The organism is Pseudomonas cichorii, from assembly GCF_015471405.1.
GTDB classification, from domain to species: Bacteria; Pseudomonadota; Gammaproteobacteria; order Pseudomonadales; family Pseudomonadaceae; genus Aquipseudomonas; species Aquipseudomonas serbiensis.
This window is the reverse complement of the sequence record NZ_BLVZ01000013.1, coordinates 1-17828: the sequence shown is the minus strand read 5'-3', so window position 1 is coordinate 17828 and position 17828 is coordinate 1. Positions and strand designations below refer to the sequence as shown.

The 17828-nt window shown below is 55.3% G+C and carries 16 protein-coding genes; 9 read left to right on the top strand and 7 right to left on the bottom strand.

Annotation, left to right across the window (positions count from 1 at the left end; translation table 11 throughout):
• Positions 1-134: 134 nt before the first annotated feature.
• The gene (locus JL015_RS20015; protein WP_201019671.1) at positions 135-1022 is read right to left on the bottom strand and encodes a lysophospholipid acyltransferase; all 888 of its coding nucleotides are present in this window, start codon (positions 1020-1022) and stop codon (positions 135-137) included.
• Positions 1023-1307: 285 nt separating this feature from the next.
• Here JL015_RS20015 and JL015_RS20010 point away from each other — a divergent pair, with 285 nt between their 5' ends.
• From JL015_RS20010 to JL015_RS20000, 3 genes are read left to right on the top strand one after another with little or no spacing between them, the layout of a single operon-like run.
• Positions 1308-3137: a PAAR domain-containing protein gene (locus tag JL015_RS20010; RefSeq protein ID WP_201019670.1), complete on the top strand. Its 1830-nt coding sequence runs from the start codon at positions 1308-1310 to the stop codon at positions 3135-3137.
• Complete coding sequence (locus JL015_RS20005) at positions 3130-3789, top strand: DUF2931 family protein (RefSeq protein ID WP_201019669.1); 660 nt, start codon at positions 3130-3132, stop codon at positions 3787-3789. The genes JL015_RS20010 and JL015_RS20005 overlap by 8 nt, the downstream gene beginning before the upstream one ends.
• The gene (locus JL015_RS20000; protein ID WP_201019668.1) at positions 3776-4447 is read left to right on the top strand and encodes a DUF2931 family protein; all 672 of its coding nucleotides are present in this window, start codon (positions 3776-3778) and stop codon (positions 4445-4447) included. Before JL015_RS20005 ends, JL015_RS20000 begins: the two co-directional genes overlap by 14 nt.
• A 22-nt stretch (positions 4448-4469) precedes the next feature.
• Here the strand turns inward: JL015_RS20000 and JL015_RS19995 are convergent, their stop codons facing one another.
• Positions 4470-5039: a DNA-3-methyladenine glycosylase I gene (locus JL015_RS19995; RefSeq protein ID WP_201019667.1), complete on the bottom strand. Its 570-nt coding sequence runs from the start codon at positions 5037-5039 to the stop codon at positions 4470-4472.
• Between the two features lie 79 nt (positions 5040-5118).
• On the opposite strand from JL015_RS19995, the gene glyQ reads away from it, so the two are divergent.
• From glyQ to JL015_RS19970, 5 genes are all read left to right on the top strand, one after another.
• Positions 5119-6066 carry a glycine--tRNA ligase subunit alpha gene (glyQ, locus tag JL015_RS19990; RefSeq protein ID WP_122315186.1) on the top strand — a complete coding sequence of 316 codons (948 nt, stop codon included), beginning with the start codon at positions 5119-5121 and terminating at the stop codon, positions 6064-6066.
• Entirely contained in the window at positions 6063-8117 is a 2055-nt protein-coding gene (gene glyS, locus JL015_RS19985; RefSeq protein WP_201019666.1) for a glycine--tRNA ligase subunit beta, read from the top strand. Before glyQ ends, glyS begins: the two co-directional genes overlap by 4 nt.
• Before the next feature lie 10 nt (positions 8118-8127).
• Positions 8128-8673, top strand: a complete 546-nt coding sequence (gmhB, locus tag JL015_RS19980; protein WP_201019665.1) for a D-glycero-beta-D-manno-heptose 1,7-bisphosphate 7-phosphatase — start codon at positions 8128-8130, stop codon at positions 8671-8673.
• Between the two features lie 60 nt (positions 8674-8733).
• Positions 8734-9504, top strand: coding sequence for a lysophospholipid acyltransferase family protein (locus JL015_RS19975; protein ID WP_201019664.1), 771 nt, complete (start codon positions 8734-8736; stop codon positions 9502-9504).
• A 206-nt stretch (positions 9505-9710) separates the two neighbouring features.
• Positions 9711-10478 (top strand): hypothetical protein, encoded by a 768-nt coding sequence (locus JL015_RS19970; RefSeq protein WP_201019663.1) that lies wholly within the window; start codon positions 9711-9713, stop codon positions 10476-10478.
• A 60-nt stretch (positions 10479-10538) separates the two neighbouring features.
• Here the strand turns inward: JL015_RS19970 and JL015_RS27760 are convergent, their stop codons facing one another.
• Positions 10539-10832 carry a GNAT family N-acetyltransferase gene (locus JL015_RS27760; protein WP_268939679.1) on the bottom strand — a complete coding sequence of 98 codons (294 nt, stop codon included), beginning with the start codon at positions 10830-10832 and terminating at the stop codon, positions 10539-10541.
• A 346-nt stretch (positions 10833-11178) separates the two neighbouring features.
• Between JL015_RS27760 and JL015_RS19960 the strand changes: the two genes are divergently transcribed.
• Positions 11179-11388, top strand: coding sequence for a hypothetical protein (locus tag JL015_RS19960; RefSeq protein WP_201000827.1), 210 nt, complete (start codon positions 11179-11181; stop codon positions 11386-11388).
• Positions 11389-11514: 126 nt separating this feature from the next.
• Here the strand turns inward: JL015_RS19960 and gyrB are convergent, their stop codons facing one another.
• From gyrB to dnaA, 4 genes are read right to left on the bottom strand one after another with little or no spacing between them, the layout of a single operon-like run.
• The gene (gene gyrB, locus JL015_RS19955) at positions 11515-13932 is read right to left on the bottom strand and encodes a DNA topoisomerase (ATP-hydrolyzing) subunit B (protein WP_201019662.1); all 2418 of its coding nucleotides are present in this window, start codon (positions 13930-13932) and stop codon (positions 11515-11517) included.
• 4 nt (positions 13933-13936) lie between these two features.
• A complete protein-coding gene (gene recF / locus JL015_RS19950) occupies positions 13937-15040 on the bottom strand; it encodes a DNA replication/repair protein RecF (RefSeq protein WP_201019661.1) in 1104 nt (367 codons plus the stop codon).
• A 22-nt stretch (positions 15041-15062) separates the two neighbouring features.
• Complete coding sequence (gene dnaN / locus JL015_RS19945; RefSeq protein ID WP_201000820.1) at positions 15063-16166, bottom strand: DNA polymerase III subunit beta; 1104 nt, start codon at positions 16164-16166, stop codon at positions 15063-15065.
• A gap of 38 nt (positions 16167-16204) precedes the next feature.
• Positions 16205-17728 (bottom strand): chromosomal replication initiator protein DnaA, encoded by a 1524-nt coding sequence (dnaA, locus tag JL015_RS19940; RefSeq protein WP_201000818.1) that lies wholly within the window; start codon positions 17726-17728, stop codon positions 16205-16207.
• Between the last annotated feature and the right edge of the window lie 100 nt (positions 17729-17828).

The following is a 17828-nucleotide window of genomic DNA, read 5'->3' as shown; positions in this document are numbered from 1 at the left end:
CAAAACCTGTGGGAGGCAGCTTGCTGGCGAAAAGGCCTGAAAACCGGCAGATATTCTGCGTCTGTACGCTGAAGTCGCCAGCAAGCTGCCTCCCACAAAGTGACCTTAACTGATCGGCTACTCCCACACGTTGTTCAATACCAGCGCGCTTCGCCCGCTGGCCGCTTCTTGAAGCGCTTCATGGTCCACATGTACTGGCTCGGATAAGCCCGCACATATTTTTCGACCACCTTGCTCATGGCTGCCGCTGAGGTTTCGGTGTCAGTGCTGTACATCTCTTCGGGCGCAGCTTCCAGGACCACTTTGTAACCCGAGCCGTCCGGCAGGCGCATGGCGTGCAGAAATACGCCAACAGCCTTGCCGCCCGCCAGCATGTTGGGCACGAACTTACTGGTCAGAGCCTGGGTACCGCAGAAAGGCACGAAGATACCGGCCGATTCTGCCGGCTCCGGATCAGCAGGAATTCCTACCGAGCCCCCTTTGCGCACTTCCTTGATGACACTGAGGATGCCTTCCTTGGTCGAGGCCGCCACACGGTTGCCCAGCTGTACCCGTTGCTTGCGCAGCAACTCATCCACCGCTTTCAGCTTGGGCGGCCGATAGAAAATGATCGGTTTGCACTGGCTGCAATAGAAGTGGTTGAGCACTTCCCAGTTGCCCAGGTGGCTGGTGATGCCGACCACGCCCTTGCCGGAAGCGAGGGCATCCTTGAGCACATCGAGGCCTTCGACTTCACGCACCAGATCGATGGACTTCTGGGCAGGCCAGATCCAGGCGCAGGCGCTTTCAGTCAGGGTCTTGCCGATATCCATCAGGCTGCGGCCTACCAATCGGTCAAGCTCGGCCTTGTTCAACTCAGGAAAGCACTTGGACAGGTTGATCCGCGCCACTTCACGGGAACGGTTGGGAAGCTTCCACATCAACCAGCCAATCGAAGTGCCGACCCATTGCACGGCACGCCAGGGCAACAGAGCAAACAACCGCAACGCCCCGACAATCATGGCACCTTTGAACTTATCCACAGATCACTCCCAAACTCTTGAGGCAGGCATTGTAACCGCCAGCGCCATTGGCTGCGTATTGATCGCAGTAAACCACCCCGAATGCCAATGATTGCAGGCTCTGAGCACGCATCAGCAGTGCTGCATGTAGCCGATGGCTGTAGTTATCGGCCTACTCATTTCACCTAATCGACTGACAACGTACTTCGGGCCGCTACCCGATGGCGTCCCTCTTTTTTATCCATCCTCTCCCAGACATCCGAATAACCGCATGGAGGCGAATATCGAGCAGGGACAGGCAACGCAATGGAGAAAGGGCATTTCATTGGCCTGGGTGACCAGACCACCTGTGGCGGCAGGGTTCTGGAGGGCGACCATCGTTTGAGCATGTGCGGTCTCGCCCGCTCCCGTACAGGTGATCGGGTGACCTGCGGAGCGAACGGCAAGACCTATCGCATCACCGGCGGTATCCCGTGGATGCACAGCCAGGGGCTGTTGCTGGCCGGCACACTTCATAGCTCAAGCACTTGCCCCTGCAGCGCCAGGCTGATTCCCTCGGTTCTTACCGCCACCTATGGATGGCCGGACGCTCATGCCCGGCAGGCTTTCCGATCTGTAATCACCCCCCTCTACGGCTTTGACGCATCGGCTACGCAAGACCGTTCTAGCAAGGACAAACCTCTGGAAATAGAGGAAGAAGAGGAGGAGGTCGAGCAGGAACAGTTGATTACCCTGCGACTTGGCGTGTTTTTCGATGGTACCGGCAATAACCAGTCAAACAGCGAAAGCGTTGCCGGATGCATGGCACGCGACGTCAACTTGCAGGACATGGCCGAAGAGGTTCGTCGATTCTGCGCAGAGCATGGTTATGACGGTAACGGCAGCTCGCCTGACAACAGTTACGGCAATGACACCAGCAATATTGCCCGGCTTTATGATTTGTATCGGGATCAGGCGGATATCACCATTGACTCGGACGCCGAAGAGGCGGCCTTGAAGGTTTACATCGAAGGCATCGGCACAATCAGTGGTGGCACTGATTCGCTTTATAGCCAGGGGACTGGGCGTGGGGAGACGGGGGTTTTGGCGAGGGTTGAACAGACTCAAACGCTAATTTTCTCAAGCATGCGCAGGCTTAAAGAAAAAAACCCGAACCTCAAAATCAGACGCATTGAAGTAGATATTTTCGGTTTCAGCCGAGGTGCAGCAGCAGCCCGACATTTTGCCAATAACGTACTGAAAGGCTCCCAAAGCCTTTTGGCCAAAGCCCTGCCAACAACCATGCTGATCGAAGATTTTGCATGGCGCAGACAGCACGATATAACACTCAACTTCATCGGTCTGTTCGACACCGTGGCCGGGATCGTCTCACCGCTGGCAGGCGATTTCAGCCCGGGCAACGCCCATAACCCTGGCCTGGATCTGGGTTTACCGACCAGCGCTGCACGCAAGATCGTGCAGTTTGTGGCAAGGGATGAATACCGCCTGAACTTTGCCCTGACCCGCACTGGCAACGACATTGTCCTGCCTGGCTCCCACTCGGATATTGGCGGAGGTTACCTGCCTCGCACCCGTGAAAGGCTGCTGCTCAGTAAACCGGTGAGCAGCCTTGAGCGCCTGGATACACCCGACGAAAACTCATCGGCCTACCGCCAGACATTGCGCACCACCGACCCATTGCTCAATCGCCTGATCGAACAGGGCATCAAATTCAAGCCGGCAATCTGGTCAGTAAGGCAACCCCGTAGTCGCGATGCGCTATACCCGGAAAAACGGGTCTATGTGGCCGCCAGAATCGACCGGGAAGTGGACGGTGATTTATCGAAGGTTTATCTGCGTGTGATGCGTGAGCTGGGGTTGCGTCACCAAGTCCCCTTCCAAAAGCTGGCAGAAACATCTTCAGTGGCGCTGCCTGCCGAGCTGCTTCCTGTCCTGAAAAAAATCCAGGCGTTTGTCCTGGGAAACGGTTCTGCTCTGAATTTAACCCGATCAGAGGAAGCCATGCTGCTGCATCGTTACATCCATTTTTCCGCCAACTGGAATGCCATGAAAAACTGGAACAGCAGTGATCTGGACGTGGTGTTCATCAACCGGCCCACGGACGACTACAAGCGTGTGGTGCATGCCAATGAATAAGCTTCAGGTATCGGTAGTATTGATTGCTGCTTTGCTGATCAGCAGTTGCAGCGGCAACTATGGGGCCAAGCTGCCGTATGACTCTTGGCGACTCGGTTTTTTTGTTCCCGACTACATGGAGGTCTGGATCGAAACCGCTGACGTAGTGGATATGCAAGACCGCTGGTTCAAACGCGCCATGAGCGGATTGGCAGCAATCCAGACTCCTCCCCATCTGAAAGGAAACCCTAAAGGCTGGCCAATACGCGCCGGTGCGGGATCGGGAAAGCAAGTCACGGGGGCCGATCTGCCGCGCTTTATCTATGTCAGATGGCAGTCCCTGGCAGAACCTCAGACTTATCAGGCCTACATTGAGATTCCAGATGCCATTCGACAAGCCATGCGTGAAGGAGGAAAAACCTACTGCGAGGCAAGCAATGAATGGATCACTGACTATCGGGAAAATTTGGCTATTGGTCTAGCGCCAGGTGGAATCGCCAAAACATGGATCAGCGGGACATGCCTTGGCCCCATTGAAGTCAGCCGCGTACAAGGCACCATAGTCAAAAAAGGCCCACATGGAGGTGCATCAGGGGGCTATTACTATCGCAACCCAAACCCAGAATCCCAAGCCTACATCGACAAGTTCGGCATCCCCTATGAATCGTGGTGAAAGGAATACTCTAGTCGTCCTGGCTCTGGCAATGCTGCTTTTGGGATGCAGCGGCACCAATAGCTATGGGGCCAAACTGCCGTATGACTCTTGGCGACTGGGCTTTTTTGCTCCCGATTACATGGAAGTCTGGATCGAAACCGCTGATGTAGTGGATATGCAAGACCGCTGGTTCAAACGTGCCATGAGCGGGCTGGCAGCAATCCAGACGCCTCCCAACATGAAAGGAAACCCGAACGGCTGGCCTAAACGCGCCGGTGCGGGGTCGGGAAAGCAAGTCACGGGAGCCGATCTGCCGCGTTTTATCTATGTTCGATGGCAGTCTCTGGCAGAACCTCAAACCTATCAGGCCTACATTGAAATTCCAGAGTCTATTCGGCAAGCCATGCGTGAGGGAGGAAAAACCTACTGCAAGGCAAGCAATGAATGGATAACTGATTATCGGGAAAATTTGGCTATTGGTTTAGCGCCCGGTGGAATCGCCAAAACATGGATCAGAGGGACATGCCTTGGCCCGATTGAAGTCAGCCGTGTACAAGGCACGATATTTAAAAAAGGCCCGGATCTGGGACGAACCAACGGGCGTTATGCATTTGAGCTGGAGCCAGAATCCCAAGCCTACATCGACAAGTTCGGTATCCCCTATGACTCGTGGTGAAAGGGGCAGTCTGCTAAAAGCCCTAAGCACCTTGCCCTGACGCGGGAGCGAGCACGGCGTATCGGTCACAATCCACGGTATGGTCCATGACCATGCCGCTCGATTGCATATAGGCGTAGCAAATGGTCGGACCAACGAAGGTGAAGCCGGCTTTCTTCAAGGCCTTGCTCATGGCTTCGGCTTCTGGCGTGATGGCCGGGACCTGGCTGCGGTCCTTGAAGTGGTTGACCTTCTGCTGCCCTCCGACAAACGACCAGAGAAACCCGACCGGGTCGTCCAGTTTCAACCAGGCCTGGGCATTGCGGCGGGCCGCGTTGAGTTTGAGGCGGTTGCGGATGATGCCCGGTTCCTGCATCAACACTTCAATCTCGGCGTCGGTCATCGCGGCGATGCGATGGACGTCAAAGCCGAACATGACTTCGCGATATCGCGCGCGTTTTTTCAAAACCGTGATCCATGACAGACCGGCCTGGAACCCTTCGAGTAAAAGTAACTCGAAGAGCTTCTGCGCATCGCGCAGCGGCACTCCCCATTCCTGATCGTGATAAGCGATGTAAATAGGGTCTTCATTGCACCAAAAGCAGCGAGTCATAGGCCTTCCAAGGGTGGACGTGCAGCCGAATCGGGTATACTCCCGCTCTTTAAATCGCAGCCCAGCACAGGTGAATTTTGTGAGCCAGCCTACGCCAGCCGTGCGTACCTTCCAAGACTTGATCCTCGCCCTCCAGCAATACTGGGCAGAACAAGGTTGCGTGGTACTTCAGCCCTACGATATGGAAGTAGGCGCCGGCACTTTCCACACCGCCACGTTTCTGCGCGCCGTAGGCCCGGAAACCTGGAACGCCGCTTACGTACAGCCAAGCCGTCGCCCGACTGACGGCCGTTACGGCGAAAACCCGAACCGCCTGCAGCATTACTATCAGTTCCAGGTCATCCTGAAACCGAACCCGGACAACTTCCAGGAACTGTACCTGGGCTCGCTCAAGCACATCGGCCTCGACCCGCTGGTGCATGACGTCCGTTTCGTCGAAGACAACTGGGAATCGCCAACTCTGGGCGCCTGGGGCCTGGGCTGGGAAATCTGGCTCAACGGCATGGAAGTCTCGCAGTTCACCTACTTCCAGCAAGTCGGTGGTCTTGAGTGCTACCCGGTGACCGGCGAAATCACCTACGGCCTGGAACGTCTGGCCATGTACCAGCAGGGCGTGGACTCGGTCTACGATCTGGTCTGGGCTGACGGTCCATTCGGCAAAGTGACTTACGGCGATGTGTTCCATCAGAACGAAGTGGAGCAATCGACCTATAACTTCGAGCACGCCAACGTTGAAAAACTGTTCGAGCTGTTCGACTTCTATGAAAGCGAAGCCGCACGCCTGATCGAGCTTGAGCTGCCACTGCCAAGCTATGAAATGGTCCTCAAGGCCTCGCACACCTTCAACCTTCTGGATGCGCGCCGGGCTATTTCCGTGACTGCGCGTCAGCAGTACATCCTGCGTGTGCGCACGCTTGCCCGCTCTGTTGCCCAGAGCTACCTGCAAGCCCGGGCCAAACTTGGCTTCCCGATGGCACCGCCCGATCTACGCGATGAAGTGTTGGCTAAGCTGGAGGCTGCACAATGAGTGCTCAAGATTTTCTGGTCGAACTGGGCACCGAAGAACTGCCACCCAAGACCCTCAGTTCCCTGGGCGATGCATTTCTGGCAGGTATAGAGAAAGGCCTGCAAACCGCTGGCCTGACCTACAGTGCCAAGCAGGTTTACGCTGCGCCGCGTCGTCTGGCTGTGTTGATCACCGGTCTGGCCACGCAACAACCGGATCGCAGCGTCAATCTGGATGGTCCACCTCGTCAGGCCGCTTTCGACGCCGAAGGCAACCCGACTCAGGCAGCACTGGGCTTCGCCAAGAAGTGCGGCGTCGATCTGAGTGAAATAGATCAGAGCGGCCCCAAGCTGCGCTACAGCCAGAGCATCATCGGCAAGCCGACAGCCACGCTGCTGCCGACCATCGTCGAAGACTCGCTGAACGACCTGCCAATCGCCAAACGCATGCGTTGGGGTGCCCGCAAGGAAGAGTTCGTGCGTCCGACCCAATGGCTGGTCATGCTGCTGGGTGAGCAAGTGATCGACTGCACGATCCTGGCTCAGAGCGCAGGCCGTCATTCTCGCGGTCACCGCTTCCATCACCCGGAAGACGTGCGTATTTCCTCGCCTGCCAGCTACCTCAGCGACCTGCGGGCAGCTCATGTACTGGCCGACTTCAACGAACGTCGCCAGATCATCAGCAAGCGCGTCGACGAGCTGGCCGCCCAACAGGAAGGCACCGCTATCGTGCCTCCAAGCCTGCTGGACGAAGTGGCAGGTCTGGTCGAGTGGCCGGTTCCGCTGGTCTGTTCGTTTGAAGAGCGTTTCCTTGAGGTTCCTCAGGAAGCCCTGATCACTACCATGCAGGACAACCAGAAGTATTTCTGCCTGCTGGACAGCGAAGGCAAGTTGCTGCCGCGCTTCATCACGGTTGCCAACATCGAGAGCAAGGACCCGGCACAGATCATCGCCGGTAACGAGAAAGTGGTTCGTCCACGTCTGACCGATGCCGAGTTCTTCTTCAAGCAGGACAAGAAGCAGAAGCTGGAAACCTTCAACGATCGCCTGAAGAATGTTGTATTCCAGGCTCAGTTGGGCAGCGTCTTCGACAAGGCCGAACGTGTTTCCAAGCTGGCGGCATTCATCGCGCCACGCATTGGCGGCGACGCTCAGCGTGCAGCACGTGCCGGTATTCTTTCCAAGTGCGACCTGGCGACCGAGATGGTCGGCGAGTTCCCGGAAATGCAAGGCATTGCCGGTTACTACTACGCCAAGGCTGACGGTGAAGCAGAAGACGTCGCACTGGCACTCAACGAACAATACATGCCTCGCGGTGCAGGCGCAGAGCTGCCTACCACCTTGACCGGCGCTGCCGTGGCCATTGCCGACAAGCTCGACACACTGGTCGGTATCTTCGGTATCGGCATGCTGCCAACCGGCAGTAAAGACCCGTACGCATTGCGCCGTGCAGCGCTGGGTATCCTGCGCATCCTGATCGACAAGAAGCTGGATCTGGATCTGATCGAGACCGTCAAGTTCGCGGTCAACCAGTTCGGTGCCAAGGTCAAGGCTGCCGGTCTGTCCGATCAAGTGCTGGAATTCATCTTCGACCGCCTGCGTGCGCGTTATGAAGACGAAGGCGTCGAAGTTGCGGTTTATCTGTCGGTTCGTGCCTTGCAGCCAGGTTCTGCTCTGGACTTCGATCAACGGGTCCAGGCCGTACAGGCATTCCGCAAGTTGCCACAGGCAGCGGCGCTGGCAGCGGTGAACAAGCGCGTATCGAACCTCTTGAGCAAGGCCGAGGGCAACATCGCCCAGACCGTCGAGCCCAAGTATTTCGACAACGCCAACGAGTTCTCCCTGTACTCGGCCATTCAACAGGCAGACCACGCGGTCCAGCCAATGGCAGCCGAGCGTCAGTACAGCGAATCCCTGGCACGCCTGGCAACTCTGCGCGAGCCTGTGGATGCGTTCTTCGAGGCAGTGATGGTCAACGCTGACGACGCCAACGTGCGCGCCAACCGTTATGCATTGCTGGCACGTCTGCGCGGCCTGTTCCTCGGCGTTGCCGATATCTCGCTGCTGGGTTGAGGAATAGAGAGTGAAGCTGCTGATTCTCGATCGGGACGGAGTCATCAACCATGACTCCGACGCTTACATAAAGTCGGTGGAGGAGTGGATTCCCATTCCAGGCTCGATCGAGGCCATCGCAGCATTGAGCAAGGCCGGCTGGACGGTGGCAATTGCCACCAACCAGTCCGGCATTGCCCGAGGTTATTACGATCTGGCGACTCTGGATGCCATGCATGCGCGCTTGCGCGAGCTGGTGGCAGGGCAGGGTGGCGAGGTTGGCTTGATCGTTTATTGCCCGCATGGGCCGGATCAAGGTTGTGACTGCCGCAAGCCCAAACCGGGCATGCTGCAGACCATCGCCAATCATTACGCAGCAGACCTGAAAGGTTTATGGTTCGTGGGCGACAGCAAGGGTGACCTGCAGGCCGCTTTGGCCGTCGATGCTCAACCAGTTCTGGTAATGACCGGTAAAGGCCGCAGGACAATGGACGGTACGGTGCCGGCCGGCACTTTGATTTTTGACGATCTGGCGGCAGTTGCCGCAGAACTTATCCACAATAGCGTTTCGCTGTAATCCCTCAGGTTCAACGGTACGCTGAATGAGCGGGCACCTGCCCGTACGGTAAAAGTAACTATGTCGATCATGCAGGCAATCAGGACCTTTTTCTTTTACCTGTTGCTAGGCACCAGCTCTCTGCTGTGGTGCACACTGAGTTTCTTCATTGCGCCTTTTCTGCCATTCAAGGCTCGCTACCGGTTCATCAATGTCTACTGGTGCCGCTGCGCTATCTGGCTGACCCGCGTGTTTCTGAATATTCACGTGGAAGTGACCGGCGCGCACAACGTTCCAAAGACACCTTGCGTGATCATCTCCAACCACCAGAGCACTTGGGAAACCTTCTTCCTTTCGGCCTACTTCGAGCCCCTGAGCCAGGTGCTCAAGCGCGAGTTGCTGTACGTGCCGTTCTTCGGCTGGGCCATGGCCATGCTGCGTCCTATCGCGATTGATCGCGAAAACCCCAAGGCCGCACTCAAGCAAATCGCCAAGAAGGGTGACGAATTGCTCAAGGACGGCATCTGGGTACTGATCTTCCCGGAAGGCACCCGAGTCCCGTTCGGTCAGGTTGGCAAGTTCTCCCGTGGCGGCACCGCACTGGCCGTCAATGCCGAACTGCCCGTGCTGCCTGTAGCTCACAACGCCGGCAAGTACTGGCCGAAAGAAGGCTGGGCGAAGAAGCCGGGTACTATCCAGGTCGTCATCGGTGAACCCATGTACGCCGAAGGCACCGGCCCTCGCGCCATTGCAGCGCTCAACGACCGCGTCCAGGCCTGGAACGAAGCCACGCAGAAGTCCCTTGGGTCAGACGTTGCACCTGTCTCGAGCACCGAGAAAGTCGAAGTCTGATTTTGTGGATAACCTGTGCACCATTTTTGCGAAACCTTCAAAAAAATCGGCTAAGTCATTAATTTAGCTGCTTATTTCTGAAGCTGATTAATGAGCTAAAAACGTGCATAAGTTTTGCGAGTAGATAGAAAGCCGACCTTGAGGGTCGGCTTTTTAGTGGGCGCAACGCAAGCTCTGACTCACCTCTGAATCGACAAGGACGGCAAATGAAAGAAGTGATGCTTTTAGGCTCTGGAAGCAATTCTCTGTTTTGGGGAGGAGTGCTCGGATATTTATTGATCCTTGTACTGACGCTGATAAAGCAATTGATCCAACTGCACAACTCTCCTGTCATCAAGGAGTTTGCAGAGTATGCCTACTGGATTCTTGCAGGGGGTGCAGTGGTCGCTTTATCCATAGGATATGTCAGCCCCAGTGAACAGGGAGATCGCGTCTTTTCAACCTTGTGCTTTTACACGGGTCTGCTAATTCCCTTCATATGGAGAGCAAGAAAGCCTGGCCACCAATCATTGGATGGCGCTCTTTCAAGTGAGGCGTTATCGAAAGCGGCACTTTTTCTCTGGATAGTTTCGCTGTTTTTTCCGGTAGCAATCAAACATGGTCATAAAATCACCATGGGATGGAACCTACTGACTAGCGGATGGATCGGGCCATTGCGATTTCAATTTGCCTGGTATGCAAACCCTCTCTTTCTCATCAGTTTTCTAAGGCTGCAATCCTCACAAAGCACGACAGGACCCGCTTTTCTGGCGCTAATGCTATCGCTCAATACGATCACTTTCTTTTGGGACAATGCTTTGAGTTATAGCTATGGCTGGGGCTTGCTGCTCTGGTTCATGGCGTTATTCCTCATGGTGGCTGCAGCAGGTGCTTTTGAAATCAGTAAGGGGGAAGAACGGGAACTGGGAGAGTGGCTACGTTCACTAGGGCTTGTTGCCGCGATACTGATAGTCGGTATCGGTATTTCACTTTAACCAAAGATTCGAGTGGTGAATCGATCACTCGAACGTCTGCTTTATCTGAGTGCTCCTGATTTAAACGTCCGCCTGGGGTCTTCTGTATGCCATCCCCACAGAACGGGGTGCGGTGTGTACAAAACCGAACTGCGCATAGAGGTCTTGTGCCTGACCATCCGCAATGAGACTGACGTAGCCGCTTTCAGGAACGGTGGCTTCAATGTATTTCATAATTTCGGTCATGATGCGTTTCCCTAGACCATTGCCTTGGTGCTCCCTAAGGACGGCAATGTCCACCACTTGAAAGAAACATCCCCCGTCACCAATGACTCGTCCCATCCCAACCGGGAGTGCCCCATGAAGTATCTGCACAGCAAAGAGAGTATTGGGTAAGCCCCGTACCGATGCCTCTTCGGTCTTTGCACTGAGGCCAGAGCCAATACGAAGCGCTTGATAAGTCTGAACAGAGGGCGTCTTCAGCAGGCATGAATAAGTGGTCAATCGAATCACCGAGGCAAATGGGTTTCTAAGGTAGGGATTCACGGATACGGCAGCAGCAACGGCTCACGCTGTGCAGAAAGTCACGGTTAATTCGTCAACTTACCAGGGCTCATCAGCCACTACGGATAAGTGAAGTTACATCGAGTTGGCGGTATTCTGCAGGAAACCGATCGCGTAATAACAACGCTAATTTTTAGAGTCTCAAGGATCGCTTGGCATGATAGAAGAGCTGTTTGAGTTCGTTTTCCGTGCCATCTTTTACCCCATCGGCTGGCCTGTGGTAAAACTCATCACGCTAGGAAAGTACCCGTCCAAAAACGCCTGGTTTTCCACACGCCCGGAATCCGACTGGACAATGGGTATCGGAATTGCCATTTCGCTAATTGCGATGATGGCGGCATTGGCACAGTTTGAGGCCGTAAGATAAAGATCGAACTGCAGGTATGCTCGATTGAGCAAGCGCACAATCAAATGTAATCCATAAAAAAACCCAGCACTCGGCTGGGTTTTTTACAGGACGATAAAAACACGCCCACTTGCAGCTACAACAACCTTAGAAATCCAGGTTGGAAACTGCCAACGCATTGCTCTCGATGAAGTCGCGACGAGGCTCGACCGCATCACCCATGAGGGTGTTGAAGATCTGGTCGGCTGCGATTGCGTCTTCGATCGTGACCTTCAGCATGCGGCGCACGCTTGGGTCCATGGTGGTTTCCCAGAGCTGATCGGGGTTCATTTCGCCCAGACCTTTATAGCGCTGGATAGTGTGGCGCTTGGTGCTTTCGGCCATCAGCCAGGCGAGGGCGTCTTTGAACTCGGTGACTGGCTTCTTGCGCTCGCCACGTTGCACATAGGCGCCTTCTTCCAGCAGAGAGCTGATTTGTGCGCCCAGGGCAGTGACGGTCTTATAATCGTTGCTGCCGAAGAAGTCGCGGTTGAAGGTGACGTAGTTGGACAGACCGTGGGAGATCAGTTCGACCTCTGGCAGCCATACGTTACGTTCACGATCTTCACGCAGGCTGGCCTTGTACACCAGACCCGACTTCTCACCCGCACGCAGACGCTCATCGAACTTGGCCAGCCAGGCTTGCATGCCGGCATGGTCAGACAGTTGCTCGAGCGTGACAGGTGGCAGGTAAACGAAGTGCTCGGTCAGTTCCTGAGGATACAGACGAGAGAGGCGCTTGAGGGTCTTCATGACCATACGGAAATCGTTTACCAGGCGCTCCAGTGCTTCGCCGGAGATACCAGGAGCCGATTCGTTCAGGTGCAAGCTGGCATCTTCCAGAGCCGACTGGGTCATGTATTCTTCCATGGCGTCGTCGTCTTTGATGTACTGCTCTTGCTTGCCTTTCTTGACCTTGTACAGCGGTGGCTGAGCGATATAGATGTAGCCACGCTCGACCAGCTCCGGCAACTGACGGAAGAAGAACGTCAGCAGCAGGGTACGGATGTGCGAACCGTCGACGTCAGCATCGGTCATGATGATGATGTTGTGATAACGCAGTTTGTCGATGTTGTACTCTTCGCGGCCAATGCCACAGCCCAAGGCGGTGATCAAGGTGCCCACTTCCTGGGAAGAGATCATCTTGTCGAAACGTGCTTTCTCGACGTTGAGGATCTTACCCTTCAGAGGCAGGATCGCCTGGGTTTTACGGTTACGCCCCTGCTTGGCTGAACCGCCAGCAGAGTCCCCTTCCACGAGGTACAGTTCGGAAAGGGCAGGGTCTTTTTCCTGGCAGTCGGCGAGTTTGCCCGGCAGGCCAGCAATATCCAGAGCGCCTTTGCGGCGAGTCATCTCACGTGCCTTGCGGGCAGCTTCACGAGCCCGTGCAGCATCGAGCATCTTGCCAACGACAGCCTTGGCTTCGTTCGGGTTTTCCAGCAGGAAGTCAGAGAAGTATTTACCCATCTCTTGCTCGACTGCGGTTTTGACTTCGGACGATACCAGCTTGTCCTTGGTCTGCGAGCTGAACTTGGGATCCGGCACCTTCACCGAAATAATCGCAGTCAGACCTTCACGCGCATCGTCACCGGTTGTGGCGACTTTGTGCTTCTTGGCCAGGCCTTCCTGTTCTATATAGTTGTTCAGGTTACGAGTCAGTGCCGAGCGGAAACCAACAAGGTGAGTACCGCCATCGCGCTGAGGAATGTTGTTGGTGAAGCACAACAGGTTCTCGTTGAAGCTGTCGTTCCACTGCAAGGCAACCTCGACACCCACACCATCGTCACGCTGGACGTTGAAGTGGAAGACCTGGTTGACCGCTGTCTTGTTGGTGTTCAGATACTCAACGAAAGCACGCAGACCACCTTCATACTTGAACAGCTCTTCCTTACCACTGCGCTCATCCTTGAGGAAGATACCTACGCCGGAGTTCAGGAATGAAAGCTCACGAATCCGCTTGGCCAGGATGTCCCAGCTGAAGTGGATGTTCTTGAAGGTGTCGGCGGAAGGCTTGAAGTGAATCTGCGTACCCGTGCTATCGCTCTCACCAACGATTTTCATGGGCTCCTGTGGAACACCGTGAACGTAGGTTTGCTCCCAGATTTTTCCGCTACGACGTACAGTCAGTTGCAGAACTTCCGAGAGGGCGTTAACAACAGAAACACCTACACCGTGCAGGCCGCCGGATACCTTGTAGGAGTTGTCATCAAATTTACCGCCAGCGTGGAGCACGGTCATGATGACCTCTGCCGCCGAAACGCCTTCTTCTTTATGCACGTCAACCGGAATACCGCGGCCGTTGTCGCGCACAGTAATGGATTCGTCTAGATGGATGGTGATGCTGATATCGTCGCAGTGGCCAGCCAAAGCTTCGTCGATCGAGTTATCAACCACCTCGAACACCATATGGTGTAGACCGCTGCCATCGTCTGTATCACCGATGTACATTCCGGGACGCTTGCGTACGGCATCAAGTCCTTTCAGCACTTTAATGCTGGACGAGTCGTACGTTTGGTTTTCGCTCATGCAATCACTCCCGATGGTCGTGGGTCTGGGTGATACGGCCTTGTTCCACGTGGAACAAAGCAACTGGCGTTTCCGTCTGCCAGCCTTCCCTCAAAAATTCTTGATCTACACAGGTGATAAAAACCTGGCAGCGTAATTCTTCCAGCAAGCGACAAAGTGCGCGACGGTGGTTGTCGTCCAGTTCGGAAGGCAAGTCATCCACCAGATAAATACATTGGCCGCGGCGAGCCTGGCTAACCAGATGCCCTTGAGCAATGCGCAATGCACAGACCACCAACTTCTGCTGGCCACGGGACAATATATCCGCAGCATTGTGTGCGCCCAGTCTAAGACGCAAATCAGCGCGTTGCGGTCCGGCTTGTGTATGGCCCATCTGCTGATCACGGAGCAAGGATGAAGCGAGCACGGTGCTCAGCTCTTTTTCCTTATCCCAGCCTCGGTAGTAGCTCAGGGTCAAACCTTCAAGCTCAACAAGTTCGCTCAAAGTTTGTTCAAAGACGGGTTTCAAGGCCTTGATGTAGGTGCGACGAAATTCATCGATTTCATCACTGGCCAGGCACAGTTCCCGATCCCATGCCGCTTGCGAAGCGGCGTCAAGTGTACCATGCCGCAGCCATGAGTTCCGCTGCCGCAGGGCCTTCTGCAGGCGCTGCCAAGTGGACATGAAACGAGGTTCCACGTGGAACACTCCCCAGTCCAGAAACTGCCGGCGTATTTTCGGTGCGCCTTCCAGCAACCTGAAACTGTCAGGGTTGATCAGTTGCAGCGGAAGTATCTCGGCCAGTTGCGCAGCGCTACGTGCATTCTGTCCATCTATACGGATCTGAAACTCGCCTTGCCTGTCGCGGGAGATCCCGAGATTGCTCTGGCCACTCTCGGCCAGTTGAACCTGACCAAAGACGGTACAAGCAGGCTGTTCATATTGAATGACGGGAAGAAGACGGCTGCTGCGAAACGAACGTGCAATGCCCAGCAAGTGAATGGCTTCCAGCACGCTGGTCTTGCCACTTCCGTTGGCACCATAAAGGATGTTGATACGCGGGGAGGGGGAGAAGGTCACTGGGTGCAGGTTGCGCACCCCAGTGACCGAGATGCGGCTAAGAGACATCTAGATAGCGCTGAACATGGGGTTACAGACGCATCGGCATGACAACGTAGGCGGAATCATCGTTATCCGATTCTTGTACCAGAGCACTGCTGTTGGAGTCCGACAGAATCAAGCGCACTTGTTCTGTTGTCATCACACCCAGCACGTCTAGCAGATAGCTCACGTTGAAACCGATTTCCAGGGAGTCACCGCTGTACTCTACGCTGATCTCTTCTTCTGCTTCTTCCTGCTCAGGGTTGTTCGCCTGAATCTTCAACTGACCACTTGCCAGTTGCAGGCGGATACCACGGTATTTTTCGTTCGACAGAATGGCGGTACGGCTGAAAGCTTCACGCAATGCCTGACGATCACCCAATACCAGCTTGTCACCACCTTTAGGCAGAACACGCTCGTAGTCCGGGAATTTGCCGTCTACCAGTTTGGAGGTAAAGGTGAACTCACCGGTCGTGGCACGAATGTGGTGCTGACCCAATACGATGCTGACGATGCCGTCCTGCTCGGTGAGCAGACGCGCCATTTCCAGAATGCCTTTACGTGGCACGATCACTTGATGACGGTCGGCTTGCTCGATCTGTGCAGACATCGAGCACATGGCCAGGCGGTGGCCGTCAGTGGCGACAGCACGCAAGATGCCAGCGCTGACTTCAAGCAGCATGCCGTTGAGGTAGTAACGGACATCCTGTTGAGCCATGGCAAAACTGGTGCGCTCGATCAAACGACGCAGCTTGCTTTGCACCAGGTCGAAAGTCAGTGAGCCCGGGCCTTCTTCAACGGTTGGGAAATCGTTGGCAGGTAGCGTGGACAAGGTGAAACGGCTACGACCTGCCTTGACCACCACTTTGGAGTCATCGACCTTGATGTCGATCAGCACGTCGTTCGGCAGGCTCTTGCAGATATCCATCAGCTTGCGCGCAGGGACAGTGATTTCCCCTGGCTCAGCAGGCTCTTCGAGTTGGACACGACCCACCAGCTCCACTTCCAGGTCAGTACCTGTCAGGGAAAGTTGCTGGCCTTCGACGACCATGAGCACATTGGATAGCACCGGCAAGGTCTGACGGCGTTCAACCACGCCGGCGACCAATTGCAGGGGTTTCAACAGGGCTTCGCGTTGAATGGTGAAATGCATGGTCTAGTCCCTTGCCTTAATAAGCTGCACTGGCGTCATCATGTAGTCAGAGTCCGCAGCAGGTTCTTGTAGTCCTCGCGGATATCCGCGTCGGATTCCTTGAGTTCGTTGATCTTGCGACATGCATGCAGAACAGTCGTGTGGTCGCGGCCACCGAATACATCACCGATTTCCGGAAGACTGTGGTTGGTCAGTTCCTTGGAAAGCGCCATCGCCACCTGACGTGGACGTGCGACGGATCGGGAACGACGCTTGGACAACAGGTCGGAGATCTTGATCTTGTAGTACTCGGCGACAGTGCGTTGAATGTTATCCACACTCACCAGCTTGTCCTGCAACGCCAACAAATCTTTAAGCGACTCACGAATCAGTTCGATCGTGATATCACGGCCCATGAAGTGCGAGTGAGCGATGACACGCTTGAGCGCACCTTCGAGTTCACGGACGTTGGAGCGAATGCGCTGCGCAATGAAGAATGCAGCGTCATGGGGTAATTCGACCTTGGCCTGATCAGCTTTCTTCATCAGGATCGCAACGCGGGTTTCCAGCTCTGGCGGCTCGACGGCCACCGTAAGCCCCCAGCCAAACCTGGATTTCAGTCGTTCTTCCAGGCCTTCGATCTCTTTAGGGTAACGGTCACTGGTGAGAATGACCTGCTGCCCACCTTCGAGCAATGCGTTGAAGGTGTGGAAAAACTCTTCCTGGGAACGCTCCTTGCGGGCGAAGAACTGAATGTCATCGATCAGCAACGCATCGACCGAGCGGTAGAAGCGCTTGAACTCATTGATCGCGTTCAGTTGCAGCGCCTTGACCATATCGGCCACGAAGCGCTCCGAGTGCAGATAGACAACCTTCGCGTTCGGGTTCTTCTTGAGCAGATGGTTGCCCACCGCATGCATCAAGTGAGTCTTACCCAGACCGACGCCACCATAAAGGAACAGCGGGTTGTAACCATGCTTGGGGTTATCCGCAACCTGCCAGGCCGCAGCACGGGCCAACTGGTTGGACTTACCTTCGACAAAGTTTTCAAAAGTGAACGTGCGGTTCAGGTAGCTGGTGTGCTTGAGCGCACCTTCGACCTGGACAGTGCGCTGCTCGGCACGCGCTGGAGCCTGCTGCGAACTGGCACCCGCCATCGGATCGAAACTGTCACGCGAAGGTTCGTCGTGAGTCTCGGGGCTCTGGACCGGAGCTGGAGCAGCAGCCACCACAGGCGCAGCAACAGGTGTTGAAACGCTGCTGACGTTGTTGGCCGACAGCGCCTGCGAAGCAGCAGCGGCCAACGGTGCATTGGGTGCCGCACGCGGTGCCGAGCTGCGCTTGCTTCCTATTAATAAGGAAAGAGCAGGCGCCATACCCTGGCCGTGCTCGCCCAACAGCTCAAGCAGACGACTCAGATACTTTTCGTTTACCCAATCGAGAACGAAACGGTTTGGTGCATACACACGCAACTCGTCGCCTTCGGCTTCGACCTGTAGCGGACGGATCCAAGTGTTGAATTGCTGGGCAGGCAGCTCATCGCGCAAAAGCTCCACGCACTGCTGCCAAAGTTCCACTGACACGGATATCCCCTAAGTCGAAAGCCGGTGAGGCAAAAACATCCGCCATTGTAACGATCAGACGCCGACTTATCCACATGTAGGTTGCTCACAAACAAGGAGA

Excerpts from the sequence above, each read along its gene's own strand:
- JL015_RS20010 (WP_201019670.1), top strand. The coding sequence starts at position 1,308 with ATGGAGAAAGGGCATTTCATTGGCCTGGGTGACCAGACCACCTGTGGC.
- JL015_RS20005 (WP_201019669.1), top strand. The coding sequence starts at position 3,130 with ATGAATAAGCTTCAGGTATCGGTAGTATTGATTGCTGCTTTGCTGATC.
- JL015_RS20000 (WP_201019668.1), top strand. The coding sequence starts at position 3,776 with ATGAATCGTGGTGAAAGGAATACTCTAGTCGTCCTGGCTCTGGCAATG.
- JL015_RS19995 (WP_201019667.1), bottom strand. The coding sequence starts at position 5,039 with ATGACTCGCTGCTTTTGGTGCAATGAAGACCCTATTTACATCGCTTAT.
- glyS (WP_201019666.1), top strand. The coding sequence starts at position 6,063 with ATGAGTGCTCAAGATTTTCTGGTCGAACTGGGCACCGAAGAACTGCCA.
- JL015_RS19975 (WP_201019664.1), top strand. The coding sequence starts at position 8,734 with ATGTCGATCATGCAGGCAATCAGGACCTTTTTCTTTTACCTGTTGCTA.
- JL015_RS19970 (WP_201019663.1), top strand. The coding sequence starts at position 9,711 with ATGAAAGAAGTGATGCTTTTAGGCTCTGGAAGCAATTCTCTGTTTTGG.
- JL015_RS19960 (WP_201000827.1), top strand. The coding sequence starts at position 11,179 with ATGATAGAAGAGCTGTTTGAGTTCGTTTTCCGTGCCATCTTTTACCCC.
- gyrB (WP_201019662.1), bottom strand. The coding sequence starts at position 13,932 with ATGAGCGAAAACCAAACGTACGACTCGTCCAGCATTAAAGTGCTGAAA.
- recF (WP_201019661.1), bottom strand. The coding sequence starts at position 15,040 with ATGTCTCTTAGCCGCATCTCGGTCACTGGGGTGCGCAACCTGCACCCA.
- dnaN (WP_201000820.1), bottom strand. The coding sequence starts at position 16,166 with ATGCATTTCACCATTCAACGCGAAGCCCTGTTGAAACCCCTGCAATTG.